General features: G+C 63.8%; 14 protein-coding genes. 9 read left to right on the forward strand and 5 right to left on the reverse strand.

The window, feature by feature from the left end:
- Nucleotides 1-7 precede the first annotated feature (7 nt).
- Together ACZ899_RS07235 and ACZ899_RS07240 are read right to left on the reverse strand one after the other, a co-directional pair.
- Nucleotides 8-907, reverse strand: coding sequence for a proline iminopeptidase-family hydrolase (locus ACZ899_RS07235; protein ID WP_234560358.1), 900 nt, complete (start codon nt 905-907; stop codon nt 8-10).
- A gap of 98 nt (nt 908-1,005) precedes the next feature.
- On the reverse strand, nt 1,006-1,767 hold the full coding sequence (locus tag ACZ899_RS07240; RefSeq protein WP_203646892.1) for a LuxR family transcriptional regulator: 762 nt from the start codon (nt 1,765-1,767) through the stop codon (nt 1,006-1,008).
- A 172-nt stretch (nt 1,768-1,939) separates the two neighbouring features.
- Between ACZ899_RS07240 and ACZ899_RS07245 the strand changes: the two genes are divergently transcribed.
- From ACZ899_RS07245 to ACZ899_RS07270, 6 genes are read left to right on the forward strand one after another with little or no spacing between them, the layout of a single operon-like run.
- The gene (locus tag ACZ899_RS07245; protein ID WP_203646895.1) at nt 1,940-2,830 is read left to right on the forward strand and encodes a proline iminopeptidase-family hydrolase; all 891 of its coding nucleotides are present in this window, start codon (nt 1,940-1,942) and stop codon (nt 2,828-2,830) included.
- A 3-nt stretch (nt 2,831-2,833) separates the two neighbouring features.
- Nucleotides 2,834-3,781: an ABC transporter permease gene (locus ACZ899_RS07250; protein WP_234560359.1), complete on the forward strand. Its 948-nt coding sequence runs from the start codon at nt 2,834-2,836 to the stop codon at nt 3,779-3,781.
- A complete protein-coding gene (locus tag ACZ899_RS07255) occupies nt 3,778-4,626 on the forward strand; it encodes an ABC transporter permease (protein WP_234560360.1) in 849 nt (282 codons plus the stop codon). The genes ACZ899_RS07250 and ACZ899_RS07255 overlap by 4 nt, the downstream gene beginning before the upstream one ends.
- The gene (locus ACZ899_RS07260; RefSeq protein WP_234560361.1) at nt 4,623-5,609 is read left to right on the forward strand and encodes an ABC transporter ATP-binding protein; all 987 of its coding nucleotides are present in this window, start codon (nt 4,623-4,625) and stop codon (nt 5,607-5,609) included. Before ACZ899_RS07255 ends, ACZ899_RS07260 begins: the two co-directional genes overlap by 4 nt.
- On the forward strand, nt 5,606-6,580 hold the full coding sequence (locus ACZ899_RS07265) for an ABC transporter ATP-binding protein (RefSeq protein WP_203646901.1): 975 nt from the start codon (nt 5,606-5,608) through the stop codon (nt 6,578-6,580). The genes ACZ899_RS07260 and ACZ899_RS07265 overlap by 4 nt, the downstream gene beginning before the upstream one ends.
- Nucleotides 6,581-6,614: 34 nt before the next feature.
- Nucleotides 6,615-8,156, forward strand: coding sequence for an ABC transporter substrate-binding protein (locus ACZ899_RS07270; protein WP_234560362.1), 1,542 nt, complete (start codon nt 6,615-6,617; stop codon nt 8,154-8,156).
- Between the two features lie 43 nt (nt 8,157-8,199).
- On the opposite strand, the gene ACZ899_RS07275 is transcribed toward ACZ899_RS07270, so the two are convergent.
- Nucleotides 8,200-10,347 (reverse strand): hypothetical protein, encoded by a 2,148-nt coding sequence (locus ACZ899_RS07275; protein WP_234560363.1) that lies wholly within the window; start codon nt 10,345-10,347, stop codon nt 8,200-8,202.
- A complete protein-coding gene (locus tag ACZ899_RS07280; protein ID WP_234560364.1) occupies nt 10,334-11,536 on the reverse strand; it encodes a DUF3142 domain-containing protein in 1,203 nt (400 codons plus the stop codon). The genes ACZ899_RS07275 and ACZ899_RS07280 overlap by 14 nt, the downstream gene beginning before the upstream one ends.
- A 287-nt stretch (nt 11,537-11,823) precedes the next feature.
- Here ACZ899_RS07280 and ACZ899_RS07285 point away from each other — a divergent pair, with 287 nt between their 5' ends.
- A complete protein-coding gene (locus ACZ899_RS07285) occupies nt 11,824-12,813 on the forward strand; it encodes a hypothetical protein (RefSeq protein ID WP_234560365.1) in 990 nt (329 codons plus the stop codon).
- Nucleotides 12,814-12,932: 119 nt separating this feature from the next.
- Here ACZ899_RS07285 and ACZ899_RS07290 read toward each other — a convergent pair whose 3' ends face one another.
- On the reverse strand, nt 12,933-13,784 hold the full coding sequence (locus tag ACZ899_RS07290) for a hypothetical protein (protein WP_234560366.1): 852 nt from the start codon (nt 13,782-13,784) through the stop codon (nt 12,933-12,935).
- 367 nt (nt 13,785-14,151) lie between these two features.
- On the opposite strand from ACZ899_RS07290, the gene ACZ899_RS07295 reads away from it, so the two are divergent.
- On the forward strand, nt 14,152-14,670 hold the full coding sequence (locus tag ACZ899_RS07295; RefSeq protein WP_234560367.1) for a GNAT family N-acetyltransferase: 519 nt from the start codon (nt 14,152-14,154) through the stop codon (nt 14,668-14,670).
- Nucleotides 14,671-14,673: 3 nt separating this feature from the next.
- On the forward strand, nt 14,674-15,708 hold the full coding sequence (locus ACZ899_RS07300) for a GSCFA domain-containing protein (RefSeq protein WP_234560368.1): 1,035 nt from the start codon (nt 14,674-14,676) through the stop codon (nt 15,706-15,708).
- The last annotated feature ends 500 nt before the right edge of the window (nt 15,709-16,208 follow it).

Raw genomic sequence — 16,208 nt, forward strand, 5'->3', positions numbered from 1 at the left:
CTACGCGCTACAGACTCTCGTCGAGGAACTTCACCACCGTGCCCATGCACGCCACCCGCTCCTCTACATGGGGCATATGGCTGGAGTTCTCGAACAGCGCCCAGCGGATCCCGGGGATCAGGTCCAGGTACGGCTTGACCACCAGCGGCGTGGCCTCGTCATAACGCCCGGAAATCAGCAGGCTCGGCACATTGATCTGCGGCAGGCGGTCGACGATGGTCCAGTCCTTGGTGCTGCCGATGATATGGAACTCGTTCGGCCCGGTCATGGCGTGGTACACGGTCGGGTCGGCATCCACCTGGGCGAAGGTGCGCGCCACTTCTTCCGGCCAGGGCTTGAGCCGGCACACGTGGCGGTCGTAGAACACCCGGGTGGCGGCGATATAGTCGGCTGCGGTGTAGTCGCCCACGGCCTCGTGCCGCAACAGGGTGTCCTGGACCTCCTTGGGCAGCTCTTCACGCAGGCGGTTGGCCTCGCGTACCCAGGTGCGCATGTCGGCCGGCGAGTTGGCGATCACCAGGCAGCGCAGGCCCAGTGGCTGGCGCACCGCGTGCTCGCTGGCGAGCATGCCGCCCCAGGATTGGCCCAGCAGCGCGTAGCGCTCGCTGATGCCCAGGTGTTCCAGCAGGTTGTCGAGCTCCTCGAGGAACAGCTTGACCGTCCAGAACGATGCCGGCATCTGCGGCAGGTGGGTCGAGCGGCCGTTGCCCAGCTGGTCGTAGTGAATGACCGGGTAGCCACCGGCAGCGACATCCTTGTAGGCGTCAACATAATCGTAGGTGCAACCCGGGCCACCATGCAGGATGACCAGCGGGGTGCGGCCACAGTCCAGGTCACCGGTAACGCGGTACCAGGTCTTGTAGTTGCCGAAGGGGGCAAAACCTTCACGCGATTGGGTGAGTTCCATGTCATCCGGCTCCGTGCGAATCATGGAGCACACAATAACCTCACGCGCGGCGCGGCATAACTAGAGAGTTCTCTAGGTTTTCGACCTTTTTTGTTGCTTCATTGGTCCAGCAGGCGGTAGTGCACCGCCCGGGCGACCGCCTGGACGCGGTTTTTCGCCCCCAGTTTGTGCATGGCCGAGGTCAGGTGCAGGGAAATCGTCGCCAGCGAGCGGTTGAGCTTCTCGGCAATCTCCCCTGCCGTCAGGCCTTCGGCGGCCCAGCGCAGGCATTCGACCTCGCGGCGGGTCAGGCGGATGACGCGGGTGGCGGACGCCTTGGCCAGCAAGGGATAGGCCGCCTCCTGCAGGGCATGGGCGATCAGGCTGAAATCGCCCAGGTGCTCCCGGGCGTCGTCCAGGTCGCGTTGGCTGGCCTGGGGGCGCAGGCCGGTCAGGGTCGCCAGCCCGCCCCGTGGCAGGTGGATGGGCACGGTCACGCCGCAGGTCAGCTGCGCGTCGTGCAGGTAACCGACCACCGGGGCGTGGCGCTGGTCGATGTGGCGCTGCAGGACGGTCTCGCCCTTGGGCAGGTACGACCAGACGAAGGGTGCGATGGATGACACCGCCACCTGCTGCACCGGGTCGATCTGGTAGAAGCCCTCGGAGCACCACAGGTCCTGCCAGTCCTTCGGGGTCTGGCGCAGCCGGACCACACTCGGGGTGATCAGCTCGCCGACATGATCCAGCGGCACCGGGCTGTAGTCGTACACCAGGGCATCGAAGCCCAGTTCCGCCGCCAGTTCGGCGACGCTGTCCATCTGCTCGTCGAGGCTATCGTCCGACGCCAGACGCGCATTGAGTTCAGCCATCTTGGCCTGCATACCTGACACTCCCTGTGATTCCTTTTGGATTTCCATCTCGAAGTCCGGCACGTAGAATGCCACGGCTTGGCGCGGGACTGCCATACGAAACCTATAGGAAACACTAGCTTGTAGGCGACGAAAACTCCTGCGCTAGTTATAGCTGCAAGCCATGGCCAACAGGAGAGTAGCGATGTGGCGTGAGATGCAACCTGACCAGCAGTTCAACGTATCGGTCGATGGCCACAATCTCGTGGTGTACAGCTTTGGTGAAGGGGACGAGGTGCTGCTGTGCCTCAATGGCGGGCCGGGGCTGCCCTGCGACTACCTGCGCGACGCCCATGCCTGGCTCAAGGACAAGGGTATCCGCGTGGTCGCCTTCGACCAGCTGGGCACCGGCGCCTCCGACCGCCCGGATGACGACAGCCTGTGGAACATCACCCGCTACGTGGCCGAGGTCGAGCAGGTGCGCCAGGCCCTGGACCTGGGCCGTGTGCACATGCTCGGGCACTCCTGGGGCGGCTGGCTGGCGATCGAGTACGCCATTCATCACCCGCAGTCGCTGAAAAGTCTGATTCTCGAGAACACCGTCGGCGACATTCCGCACCTGATCACCGAGCTGGAGCGCCTGCGCGGCGCCCTGGGCAGCGAAACAGTGGCGATGATGCAGCGCCACGAGGCCATGGGCACCCTCGACCACCCGCAGTACCAGGCCGCCATCACCCTGCTCAACTACCGCCATGTCTGCCGGCTCGATGAATGGCCGGCGCCGATCCAGCGCTCGCTGGGCGACTGGAACATGGGCCCCTACGCCACCATGCAGGGCCCCAACGAGTTCCTTTATATCGGCAACCTCAAGGACTGGAACCGCCTCGAGCAAATGGGCTCGTTCCGCATGCCGGTGCTGATCACCACCGGCCAGCACGACGAACTGACCCCGGCCTGCGCCATGCGCATGAAGCTGGCGCTGCATGAGCGCGCCGAGCTGCACGTGTTCCCCAACAGCAGCCATATGCCGTTCTACGAAGAGCCCCAGGCCTATTTCCCGGTGTTGCTGGATTTCCTGCAACGCAACCGGGGCTGATCGATGAGCCTGGCCCGCTACCGGTTCGTCCTCATCCGTCCGTTGCAATTGCTGCCGGTGCTGCTGGGCATCAGCATCATCACCTTCGTACTGGTGCGCTCGATCCCGGGCGACCCGGCGCGGGTGCTGCTGGGCGCGCGCAGCACCCCGGACGCGATCCAGAAGATCCGCGCCCAGTTCGGCCTCGACGAGCCGATCTGGGTGCAGTACCTGTACTTCCTGAAGAACCTGCTCAACGGCGACCTGGGCAAGTCGCTGCTGTACAAGGTCGACGCCCTGCCGCTGATCGCCAGTCGCATCGAGCCGACCGTGATGCTGGTGCTGGGTAGCGTGGCCCTGGCGCTGCTGATCGCCGTGCCGCTGGCCATACTTGCCGCCCGCAGCAAGGGCGGCTGGGCCGACAACCTGATCCGCCTGTTCACCACCGCCGGCCTCGGCTTGCCGGCCTTCTGGCTGGGGCTGATGCTGATCCTGCTGTTCAGCGTGCACTGGGGGCTGTTCCCGGTGTCCGGCTATGGCCGTACCTGGACCGACAAGCTGCACCACCTGGTGCTGCCCTGCCTGACCATCGCCCTGGCGCTGTCGGCGGTGCTGGTGCGCAACCTGCGCGCCAGCATCCTGCTGGAGATGCAGGCCGACCATGTCACCGCCGCCCGTGCCCGGGGCCTGGGCGAAGGGGCGATCCTGCGCCGGCATGTCCTGCCCAACTCCATGGTGCCGACCATCAACCTGCTGGCGGTCAACATCGGCTGGCTGATCAGCGGCACGGTGGTGATCGAGAGCCTGTTCTCCCTGCCGGGCGTCGGCCAATTGCTGGTGCGCGGCATCTTCACCCGTGACTACATGGTGGTCCAGGGCGTGGCCATGGTGCTGGCCTGCGCCACGGTGGCGGTGAACTTCCTCGCCGACGTGGCGACCACCGTCCTCGATCCGCGGGTGAAGATCCAATGAGCGCCACCCTCGCCCTGCGCGCACGCCTGGCCTGGAACCTCGGCGATGGTCGCCTGACCCTGTACTGCGGCCTGGCCATCGTCCTCGGCTGGTGCCTGCTGGCGCTGTGCGCGCCGTGGGTTGCGCCATTCGACCCGCTGCTGCAGAACGGCGACCTGCGCCTGGCCGCGCCGAGCCTGGCGCATCCCTTCGGCACCGACAACTTCGGCCGCGACGTGCTCTCGCGGGTGATCTGGGGCGCCCGCGTCGACCTGCAGATGGCCTTGATCGGGGTGATCTTCCCGTTCCTGCTCGGCACCTGCATCGGCGCGGTATCCGGCTACGTCGGCGGCTGGCTGGACAACGCCTGCATGCGCCTGATCGACATTGTCCTGGCCTTTCCGTTCCTGGTGCTGATGCTGGCGATCATGGCCATTCTCGGCCCGGGCCTGGGCAGCTTCTACATCGCCATGGCGCTGGTTGGCTGGGTGTCCTATGCGCGGCTGATCCGCTCGCAGATCCTCGTGCTCAAGCACAGCGACTTCGCCCTGGCCGCCAGGAGCCTGGGCTTCAGCCACCGACGCACGCTGTTCGGCCACCTGCTGCCCAACGCGCTGTTCGGCTCGGTGGTGTTCTGCATGTCGGACGCCGTGCTGGTGCTGCTCAACGGCGCCGCCGTCAGCTACCTGGGCCTCGGTGTGCAACCGCCGACCCCGGAATGGGGCACCATGGTCGCCGAGGGGCAGAGCTTCATCACCAGTGCCTGGTGGATCTGCACCTTCCCGGGCCTGGCGGTGGTGACCCTGGCCATGGGCTTCAGCCTGCTGGCCGACGGCGTCGCCGAACGCCTGGGAGACCGCTCATGACCACGCCCCTGCTCCAGGTCCGCGGACTGAGCGTCATCGCCCGTGCCGGCCAACGGGATATCACCCTGGTCGACCGGCTGTCCTTCGACCTTGGCGAAGGCGAGATCCTCGGCCTGGTGGGCGAAAGCGGTTCGGGCAAGACCCTGGCCTGCCGGGGCCTGATGCGCCTGCTGCCGGCGCCGAACCTGCGGCTCGAGGGCCAGGCCGTGCGCCTGGCGGGCCACGACCTGCTGCAGCTGGACGAAGCCGGCATGCGCCGCCTGCGTGGGCGCGAGCTGGGGATGATCTTCCAGAACCCCAGCAGCCACCTGGACCCGCTGATGCGCATCGGCGAGCAGATCGCCGAGGGCATCCGCCTGCACCAGGGCGTTTCGCGTCGCGAGGCCCGGGCCGAAGCCATCGAGGTACTGCGCCAGGTCGGTATCCCCGATCCGAAGTCCCGGGTCGACAACTATCCCCATGAGTTTTCCGGCGGCATGCGCCAACGGGCGATGATCGCCGTGGCCCTGGGCTGCAACCCCAAGGTGCTGATCGCCGACGAGCCGACCACGGCCCTGGATGTCACCGTGCAGGCGCAGATCCTGCGCCTGCTGCTGGAGCTGCGCGACCGCCGCGGGCTGTCGATGATCCTGATCAGCCACGACCTGGGCGTGGTGGCGCAGACCTGCGACAGCATCGCCGTGATGTACGCCGGGCGCCTCTGCGAACACGGCGCCAAGCACGAAATGCTGGCCCGGCCTCGACATCCGTACAGCGCCGGGCTGCTGGCCTGCCATCCGGCGGCGCAACCCGAGGCACGGCGCATGACCACCATCGCCGGGCAGCCACCGCTGCTCGATGACCTGCCGGCGGGCTGCCGCTTCGAATCACGTTGCCCCCAGGCCATGCCGCTCTGCCGGCAACAATTGCCCGAACTGCTAGAGGCAAGCCCCGGCCACCGCCTGGCCTGCCATGTCCCGCTGCTGGCCGGAGGCCTGTCATGACCAGTTTGTTGCAGGTCAAGGACCTGCAGGTTCAATTTCCCGCCGCCGGCAGCGGCCTGTTCAACCTGCGTCCGCGCAAGGTCAGCGCGGTCAACGGCGCCTCGCTGAATCTCGCCGCCGGCGAAACCCTCGGCCTGGTGGGCGAATCGGGCTGCGGCAAGAGCACCCTGGCCCGGGCCATCCTCCAGCTCACCCCGAGCTGCGGCGGCCAGGTGCTGTTCGACGGCACCGACATGAACCAGGGCAGCCCGGCGGATATCGCCCGCCTGCGCCGCGAGACCGCGATGATCTTCCAGGACCCGTACAGCGCGCTCAACCCGCGCCAGCGCATCGGCCAGATCCTCGCCGAAGTGCTGCAAGTGCAGCGCAAGGTGCCCGCCACGCAGATTCCGGCCCGGGTCGGTGAACTGCTCGAGCTGGTCGGCCTGCGCGCCGAGCTGGCCGAGCGCAGGCCCGGTTCGCTGAGCGGTGGCCAGTGCCAGCGGGTCGGCATCGCCCGGGCCCTGGCCGTCGAGCCCAGGCTGATCGTCGCCGATGAATGTGTCGCCGCGCTGGACGTGTCGATCCAGGGGCAGATCATCAACCTGCTGCTGGAGCTGCGCGAGCGCATGGGCCTGGCGCTGCTGTTCATCACCCATGACCTGGGCGTGGTGCGCCGCCTGTGCGACCGGGTGGCGGTGATGTACCTGGGGCAGATCGTCGAGGAAGGCCCGGTGCATGAAGTCTTTACCGCCCCGCGCCACCCCTACACCGCCGCGCTGATCCAGTCCATCGCCGACATCGACCCGGCCCGACGCCTGCCCCAGGACCCGCTGGCCGGCGAGCCGCCGAGCCCACTGAACCTGCCATCCGGCTGCGCCTTCCATCCGCGCTGCCGGCACGCGCTGCCCGGCTGCGGCGAAACCGCGCCACCCGAGCATATCCAGGGCGCCCGGCGCCACGCCTGCGTTCACTCGCAACTGCCCTGCTGACATCACCACCATGACCATCAAACGGAGCTTGAGCATGAAACCCGCCGCATTGAAACTTCTCACCGCCGCCGTGCTGGCCGCCAGCACCCTGGCCAGCGGCATGGCCCAGGCCGCCGGCGTGCTGACCATCGGCTGCCGTGAGGAAAGCACCACCTTCGACCCGATCAAGAGCGCGCAGAACCGCGACAGCTGGGTATTCGCCAACGTCTACGACGTGCTGATCCGCGTCGACAACAGCGGCACCCGGCTGGTGCCGGGCCTGGCCGAAAGCTGGAAGGTTTCCGACGACGGCCTGACCTACACCTTCAAGATGCGCAACGCCAAGTTCTCCGACGGCTCGCCGATCACCGCCGAGGACGCCGCCTTCTCCCTGCTGCGCATCCGCGACAACCCGGGTTCGCTCTGGGCCGATTCGTACAAGATCATCGACACCGCCAAGGCCGCCGACCCACATACCTTGGTGGTGACCCTGCACAGCAAGTCGGTGCCGTTCCTGGCCCAGCTCGCCACCGCCAACATCTCGATCCTGTCGAAAAAGGCCATGGACAAGCTCGGCGAGGAGGAATACGCACAGAACCCGGTGGTGTCCGGGGCCTTCAAACTCAAGGAATGGCTACGGGGCGACCGGGTGATCCTGGAGAAGAACCCGGAGTTCTGGCAGGCCGACAAGGTCAGCCTGGATGGCGTGGAGTGGATCTCCATCCCGGATGACCGCACGCGCATGATGAAGGTCCAGGCCGGCGAACTGGACTCGGCGATCTTTGTGCCGTTCACCCAGGTGGACGAGTTGCAGAAGGACAAGAAGATCACCATCCATATCGACCCCTCGACCCGTGAAGACCACCTGCTGATCAACCACTCCAAGGGCCTGCTGGGCAAACAGGAAGTGCGCGAGGCCATCGACCTGGCGATCGACAAGAAGGCGCTGGTGGACACGGTGACCTTCGGCCATGGCGAAATGGCCTACTCGTACATTCCCAAGGGCGCGCTCTACCACAACGCCGACAACCCGCAGCGCCCGTTCGACCCGGCCAAGGCCCGCGAGCTGCTGAAAAAAGCCGGTGCCGAGGGGCTGAAGGTCAACTACGTCGTCAACGCCGGCAACGAGGCCGACGAGCAGATCGCCGTGCTGGTGCAGAAGCAGCTGGCCGATGTCGGCATCACCGCCAACCTGCAGAAGGTCGACCCGACCCAGAGCTGGCAGATGCTGGTCGACGGCGACTACGACCTGTCGGTGATGTACTGGACCAACGACGTGCTCGACCCGGACCAGAAGACCACCTTCGTGCTGGGCCACGACACCAACATGAACTACATGACCCGCTACCACAACGACAAGGTCAAGGACCTGGTGGCCGCGGCCCGGGTGGAAACCGACCCGGTCAAGCGCAAGCAGATGTACCAGGACCTGCAGAAGCTGGCCAAGCAGGACGTGCACTGGATCGACCTGTATTACAGCCCGTACATCAACATCTCGCGCAGCAATATCCAGAACTTCCTGCAGAACCCGCTGGGGCGTTTCACCCTGGAGGAGACAGTGAAGCTGGAGCCTGGGCAGAAGACCGCGCAGAACTGACGGCGGTTTATCGAGCGCCGCCCTCGCGGCGCTCGATCTCATTTCAAGCCTTTGCCTTGCGCCGCCGCATCCACGCCCAGGCAACCCCCGCCAGCACCACCAACCCCACCGGCAGCACCTGCGCCTTGTACGGCCGCAACGCCGTGCGCACGCTGTCCAGCTTCTCGGTCAGGTAGCGCTTGTTGGCCTGGTCGAACCGGGGCTCTTCGCATTGCTTGCCGAAATCCTCCGCCCACTGCACGAACGGCCCCTGCTGGACGTAGCGCCTGTACAGCGCGCTTTCCTGTTCGCTGCCGGGCACCCAGCCGGCCGCGATGCACAGCACCGCGGCGAAGGCCTGGCTGCTGTGTGGCAGCTGGTCAGCGGCCTGGTTGGCCAGGTCGGCGGCGACATAGCGGTAGTGGTATCGCTGATCGGGCTTGGCCTCGGTCGCCCGTTGGCGCTGCACCTCGCCAGCGGCCAGGAAAGGCCCTGGCTTCACCTCGGCATTACCGAGGCTGTAGCTGCCGCCCAACCAGGCGTAGTCGGGCGCCATTTCATAACCGAGGATCTCCATGCCCGCGCTGCGCGCCAAAGTCGCTGCGGCGTACAGTGCTTCAGCCCGGCCGGTAGGCGTCCAGCGCGAGACGGCATCCTGGCGGTGCTGGCCGTAGGCCTTGGCGTCGGCCTGCAACTGCGGCGTGGCAAAGTAGCCGGGCGCTTCGTCGTAGCGTCCTTCACGCAGCAAGCGTCGCCCCAGCAGCTCGCGCAACTGTGTCGCTACCGGGCGCGGCACATAGCCGCCCTCTTCCACCTTGGGCGCTGGCGGCGCCGGCACATGGGCATCGACATAGCCCTTGAGCTCATCCAGGGTCAGCACGCGGTCAGCCACGTTGGCCGTGTCCTGCCAGTAGATCTCCTGGCTGCGGTACAGCAGGTCGAAGGCCTGCAGGTAGTCGCCACGCTCCAGCGCCAGGATCGCGCCTTCGCCTTCGACGCGGCAGCCGGGCTTCACGCTTTCGTAGTCCCAATCGGGTGTCTGTCGCGAACCCCATGACTCTTCGCGGGGGAACGCGGCAGCGGCCTTGGCATAGGCCGCCGCTGCCTGGTTCTTGTCGCCGTCGCGCAGGGCCAGCTTGGCGCGCAGCCACCACGCCAGGCCGGTGTCACCTGCCTGCTGCAGATAGCTTCTGGCTGCGGCATAGTTGCCTTGCTGGTAGGTCAACGCAGCCAGGCGGTCGGCGTCTTCCAGCTTGCCGCCGACACTGGCCTGCAGCAACGCAGGCAGGCGCCGGGCCTGGGTTGGCGGCTGACCGTCGTAGTCCCAGCCGACATGGCTGAGCAGGTAGGCGGTGAGCAGCTTGCGCGGCATTGGCTGCGCCAGCAGCGCCTTCAGTTGCTCATCCGGCAGGCTCACCAGTTCGTCGGCAAGCTGCCTGAGCGAGCTGTAGCCGCTGCCCGAGCCCAGACGGCTCTGGCTGGCATACAGCTGGATGGCGCTGTTCCAGTCGCCGGCGAGCTTGGCCAGACGGGCCTCCTCACCAAGGCTGGCCACCCCGAGCTCCAACGGGTCGCTGAAGCCTTCGGCGCTGAGCGCGCGGGCCTGTTGGAAGGCCTCGCGCGCCTGGGCTTGCAGGGCCTGCGGCGTCTGTTGCGGATCATCGCTGGCCTCGAAGCTGCGGGCCATCAGCGCCCGCCCCAGCGAGTAGGCCGCCCAGGTGCTGCGCAGCTTGCGTTGCTCGGCAGGCAGGGCCAGCACCTTGGCGAAGTAATCCGCCGCCAGGGTGTGGTCGTCGGTGTCGAAGGCGACTGCGCCGGCAATGTACAGGCGCAGTTCATCCGGCAGTTCGGCGCCCTGCTCCAGCACTTGTTGCGGATCGTCCAGGGCACGCAGCTGCGCGACCTTTTCGCGCAGCGATTCCGGCAACTCGCTGGCCTCGATATGGCGGCGCTGCTCACGGTAAGGTCGGTCGTTGTCGTCACCGTCCCAGTAAGGGGTCAGGGTCATCTCGGTGGTGGGTTTGAGGCCTGCCAACTGCTCACCGAGGCGATTCACCTCGAAGCCGAAGTTACCTTCCGGCAGCTCGGACAGGGTCTGCGCCCGGTCATCCAGCAGGCGCATCGGGAAGTCCGGGCCACAGGCCAGCGCCGTGCCGACCGGCACGCTCAGGGACAGGCACAGCAGGCGTCGGGGCCAGTCAGGGGTTGACATTCCATGCTCCTTGTTCGATTCCATGGCAGCGCGCCCAACCGAGGACGCGCCGGCCGCCAGCGGCCACACGCACGCTGGACTGGCGGTTGAAGATGAGGTGTTGCGGGAATTGCTGCAGGCGGTAGCCATTGAGCCCATCCGCGGCGTCGCAGGATTCGACGTTCAGTTCCACGCGCGCGGGCACCGCCAAGTCGAGATTGCCGACATTGACCAGGCTGATGTCGAAGAGCCCGCCCTGCCCGGACAGTTCGACCCGCCACTGACTGGCGAGCGTATCGCCGCGCGCCACCGCCTTCAGGGTGGCCAGGCTCCAGGCCCGGCGGTCGCCGGGCAACGGCAGGCGGAACCAGATCAACCCGGCCAGGTGCGCGGGCGGCTTGTCCCGCAGTTGCCTGCTCAGGTCCGCCAGTTGCTGCGGATCGGCCAGCAGCTCGCGGCGCTCGCCGGGCCGGTTCAATGGGGTTTCACTTTCCACCACCGGCGCACCGCCGGTATCCGGCAGCAGCGCGACGCCATAGGCGGGCAAGGCCAGGTAGAACGGTCGGTCACTGACGCGACTCCAGCGCTCGGCCCAGGCCTTCGCCTGCAGCGGATCGAACAGGCCCCGCCGCGGATCGCTCACCGCGTGCACCTGCAACACGCTGCTGTCCACCGCCTGCAACAGCGCCGGCAGGTGCGGACTGTCGAGCCAGGCGGGCAGCGCGGTGATGCTCAGTTTCAGGCCCGGCGGCAGTTGCTCGCGCAGTTTCAGGAGGAATTCGGTATAGCCCGGCAGGCGGGCGCTGCCGCTGTCGTGGTCGATCTCGAGTCCGCTTGGGGTCAAGCCGGCGGCCTGCCAGTCGGCCAGCAATCGGGCGATATGGGTGCCGGCCAGCTGCAGGTCGAGCGCGGGCAGCTGACCGTCAAGACGCACCACGGCGATCACCGGGCGGCCATCGGCCTTGAGCTGAGGCAGGTTGACCAGCGCCCTGCTCCAGCCTGCCTTGGGCTGGGCCTGCAAGGCCAGCACACGCAGGGTCGAGAAGTCGGCGCGACTATCGGCCAGGGCTTGTTCGTGGGCTGGCCGCCACTGGCGTTGCCAGATGTAGAGTTGCTGGTCGAGGGGCGGTGCAGGCTCGGGCTGGCAGCCGGTGAGCACTGCGAGGACGAAACCTGCGAAAAGACGACGCAGTAGCGGGATGGCGGGCATACAGTCCTTTGTCTTATGGCGTTGGTACTATTATGCAGTTCCCTTCGTGTCGATCAATATATTCTGCTCCTCACGACCGCATTTGCTTCTGCTGAGACCGGATTATGACGCGTGATGTAGCGTCTTGAAGGATTTGGAAGATTTTCCGAAATAGGTAGAACCATGTCATTATGAGGGAGGCTGCATACCCGCCAGCCAATAGTTAGCTGAAAGATTTTTGCAATCAGCACAATATGGAAGCTCGCCAAATACTTGACTACCTCAATGTATTTTCAATGGAACAGAACATGAATATTTTGACTAAATTTCTTTACAATAGCGACTCTCAAGCGCCCAGCACCCCTCCAAGCCTGAACATCAAGAATGTTCTCTTTGCCTGTTTCGCTTCGATCGTGCTAGTCGTGCTTTCATATGGTGGCTTCCTGATTGTCATGACATTACCGGTGACGCGATACTCTATCGAATCAGCCGGAACATTCGGGGATAGCTTTGGTGCATTAAATAGTCTTTTCACTGGATTAGGCTTTGCGGGCCTGCTCGTAACCATTTTCCTGCAACGCGAAGACCTCAAGCTTACCAGGCTGGAGCTTTCCGAGACTAGAAACGAAATAAAAAGCCAAAGCGAAACATTCAGGCAACAACAATTTGAAGAATCATTCTATCGACTACTCACTCTTTACAAAGCAAACTTAGAGCAAGTATCGGTAAAGTCAGGACGCACACCAGAAGAACGAATACATGGAGTCACCGCACTACGACAGAAACAGAAAAAATTTGATGAGGCCTGCGCCACGCAGCGCGGCCTGCAATTTCCAAGCGCTGAAAAACCCCAAGAACAAGAAGATTACGCTTACCACCTATACTTAATTTGCAACAGCAACCTACCGCAACAAGCCAGATACATGGAGACCCTTAGCTCACTGCTCATGCTCATCGAAAAAGACTGTTATTCCGCAAGCAGACGTGAGTACTACCTGAATATACTTTCCTCTCAGTTTACCACTCACGAGGTGAAGTATATGTTTTACCAGGCGTTTCTCAATCCAAATTATTCCGCACTTAGGAATACCTTGAAAAACTCACCCTCTTTCCAGGAAAGATTTTCGGTCGATAGCATTCCGCATGGACACTACGCGTGTTTCGAATACCTATGGCAGATACCGGTGGGCAATAGTAGATCCAACAATGACCGACTCTTTTCGACCGGGCGTTTCAAGGACGCAAAAGCGCGCGCGCGTATCAAACCACAGGTTAATCTTCATGATCATAACGCGTAATCCTCAAAACTAGACACCTATCCTGAATCGTAAAATAGTGCTCAAGGCATAGGAGGAACGCTCCCCAGGGAGCGTTCAAAAGCTTGGCTACCTGATTGTAAATATTTACAACCCACGCATCACTGCTTAACGACTTCGGCTGGCGATAGCACCCTTGTTTTTACACCTAAAAACTCATATGCGGCCTTGCACCTTTCCCGCGAGCGCGCATCCTCAATCACATACAAGTCAAAATATGAAGCATAAATCGCATGCGTGATATCATGCATTTCCGAGCGATGCTTCTTCACCGGATCTGGATAATACCTCTCCCGAATCAAACACTTTATAACAGATTCGATCATTGCTTGAGTCGCGTCATGGTTCCCTTTTAGCGCTTCAATACAGCCCTCTGGATCCAGAATTTCTATGAAGGGTGACTGCTTTTCGATGCCTGCCTGCATTACTGCATACATATGCCCGCTATGAAATATCTCGCGATACTCCCAAAGAATACTATGCTTCACGCTTGCTTGCTGTAGAATGCTTTGGGGATCAAGGCGATTTACGGTGCCTGGCACCCGTCCCCCTGCGTTCTGATTGGCTTCCACTGAGAATGATCTTTGCCCGCCCTCAGCGATATCATTGAGGCACTCATAATCTTTCGTAACCCTCTTGTAACATTGCTTAGGGTTCTCTTTACATATAAAAGCACCAAATCTACCTTCAGACCTTATCTCGCGTAAACCTCTCCGCCTGCCTGGAAGCACCTCATAATTATTCGTCAGCCCAGATAGCAACTTCATTTCATTCATGACAATGCTTTCAGGCAAAGCGCTTCTCTGCACAGGGACGGCCAATTCTTCTATATGCGCGGGACTATAGACCGGTTGAAAACCGTCTTTCACTAGCTTTTCTACCGCATTAAATGCTGGCGTGCTTTTTTTAAGCCATTCAACCAACACCCCGTGATCGAGATAAACAAACTTCATGGACTTCCATTTCCCTCTGTGCAATGACTGAAAATTCCCCGAACGCTAGAGTAACAGTTTTCACTACAAGCAACTGATGATTTCACTTGATCTGGAGGGCGATCCGCCGTGACTGTCTAGTGTCCTGTCTCGGAAATACGTTCTCTTTTGGCGAGTGGCTTGGGTGTTCGGCCAAGGCGCCGCGACGAGTCATAGCAGGGCTATGGCGAGGAGTGGCAACGCCGGACGGGCGCCCAAGACGCCGCCAAAAGTGAACAGCTTATTTCCGAGACAGGACACTAGCCATTTAGTCGCCTTTGCAGCTTGATCCTGTCGTCAACACATCGTACAAAGCACCTTGCCCTCCCAATCCCGCAAGGAGCACCGGATGCTGGAGCTGCACACCGATCGCTTGTACCTGCGCCCCCTGGCCGAAGCCGACTGGCCTCTGTTCCTCAAGCTCCACCGCGAGCCCGAGACCATGCGCCATGTGTTCGACGAGCTGCCGGAAAGCAAAGTGCGCCGGGGTTTCGAGCATCGTCTGCCGGACTGGTCGCCCGGCGCCGAACACTGGCTGTGCCTGGTGATGACCGACAAGGCCAGCGGCCGGAACGTCGGGGTCACCGGCCTGCGCGTGCTGCGCCCAGGGCATGCCGAATGCGGCTATCTGCTGCTGCCCGAGTGGCACGGCCAAGGCCTGGGCAGTGAATCGCTGCGGGTGATCGTGGATTTCGCCCACGCCACCGGTCTCACCTCGCTGGAGGCCACCGTCACCGACGGCAACACGGCCTCCAGCCGGGTCCTGGAAAAGTGCGGCTTCACCCTCGCCCGCCGTGTGCCGGAAGCCTACCGGCTTGGTGGCCGCTGGCACGACGACCTCATCTACAGCCTCGACCTGCACGGATAGCCCATGACCCCCTACCAATGCCTGCCGCCCCGCGCCTTCTGGCGCACGGCGATCGCCGAGCGGCCCGTCGAACAGATCGGCGAACTGTGGTCGCCCGCCTTCGAGATCGACGCCAAGGACGCCATCGTCACCGCAGGTTCCTGCTTCGCCCAGCACATCGGCCAGGCCCTGGTGGCGCGCGGGATGAACTGGCTCGACGCGGAGCCGGCGCCGGCCGCGATGACCGAGCAGGAACGCAAGGCGCAACAGTATGGCGTTTTTTCGTTTCGCACCGGCAACCTCTATACCCCGGCGATGCTGCGCCAGTGGCTGGAGTGGGCGCTGGGCAGGCAGCCACAGTCGAGCGAAACCTGGCAGCACGACGGGCGCTTCTTCGATCCGTTCCGCCCGGCGCTGGATGCGGCCGGCTTTGCCAGCGAGCAGGCACTGTTCGACGCACGGGAGCAGACCCTGGCGGCGATTCGCCTGGCGCTGCGCCGCGCCAAGGTGTTCGTCTTCACCCTGGGCCTGACCGAGGCCTGGGCCAACCGCGACACGGGTGTGCTGTACCCGGTGTGCCCGGGCACCGTGCGCGGCAAATTCGACCCAAGGGTGCACGAGTTCCGCAACTTCGGCTTCAGCGACACCTGCCAGGCCATGACCGACGCCATCGCGCTGATGCACTCGGTGAACCCGGACCTGAAGTTGTTGCTCACCGTCTCACCGGTGCCGCTGACCGCCAGCGCCACTGGCGAACATGTACTCAGTGCCACCACCTATTCCAAGTCGGTGCTGCGCGCCGTGGCCGGCCAGCTGTGCCAGGACCTGCCCGGCGTGGACTACTTCCCCTCCTACGAGATCATCACCGGAACGCCGTTCAAGGGCGCGTTCTACCGGCCCAACCAGCGCGAGGTGACGCCTGAGGGCGTGGCCTTCGTGATGCGCCAGTTCTTTGCCGGCCTGGATGGCGAAACCGTGCCGGCAGCCCCCACCGCCACTGCATCCCTGGCCAGCGAGGACCTTGTCTGTGAAGACGCCAGACTCGACTACTACGCCTAGTTTCCTGCTGCTGGGCGACTCCCATGTCGGTGTCGTCGGCCTGGCCGCCAGGGCGCGAGGACTGGCGTTCGGTGGTGGGCCGCTGGGTGCCGGGCGCGATTTCGGCGTCGACTTCTTCCGCATGACAGCGGACGACGTGGCAATGCGCGACGCCGAGCTCGAGCATCTGTACCGCCAGGCCCTCGCCCAGCTTGACGCCCCCAGCCTCGGGCGGATTCCCGGACCGCTGGTGTCCAGCATCGGCCTGAGCGTGCATTGCCTGGCCACCACCCAGAACTGGCTGTGCTACCAGGGCGCGGACGGCGAGTTCGACCTCGGTTTTCTCGAAGGCCCGTTATTCGCCACGATCATCGACACCCTGTCGCGCCCTGCCCTGGCGTTCTACGAGCAGGCGCTGGCCCTGGGCTTGAAGGTATACGCCGTGCTGCCGCCGCAACGGGTGCCGCCGATGTCCGACGCGCGAGTGTTCATGGCCGCCCAGACCCGGCTGATCGAGCGCC

Source organism: Pseudomonas sp. TE31087 (assembly GCF_057284075.1).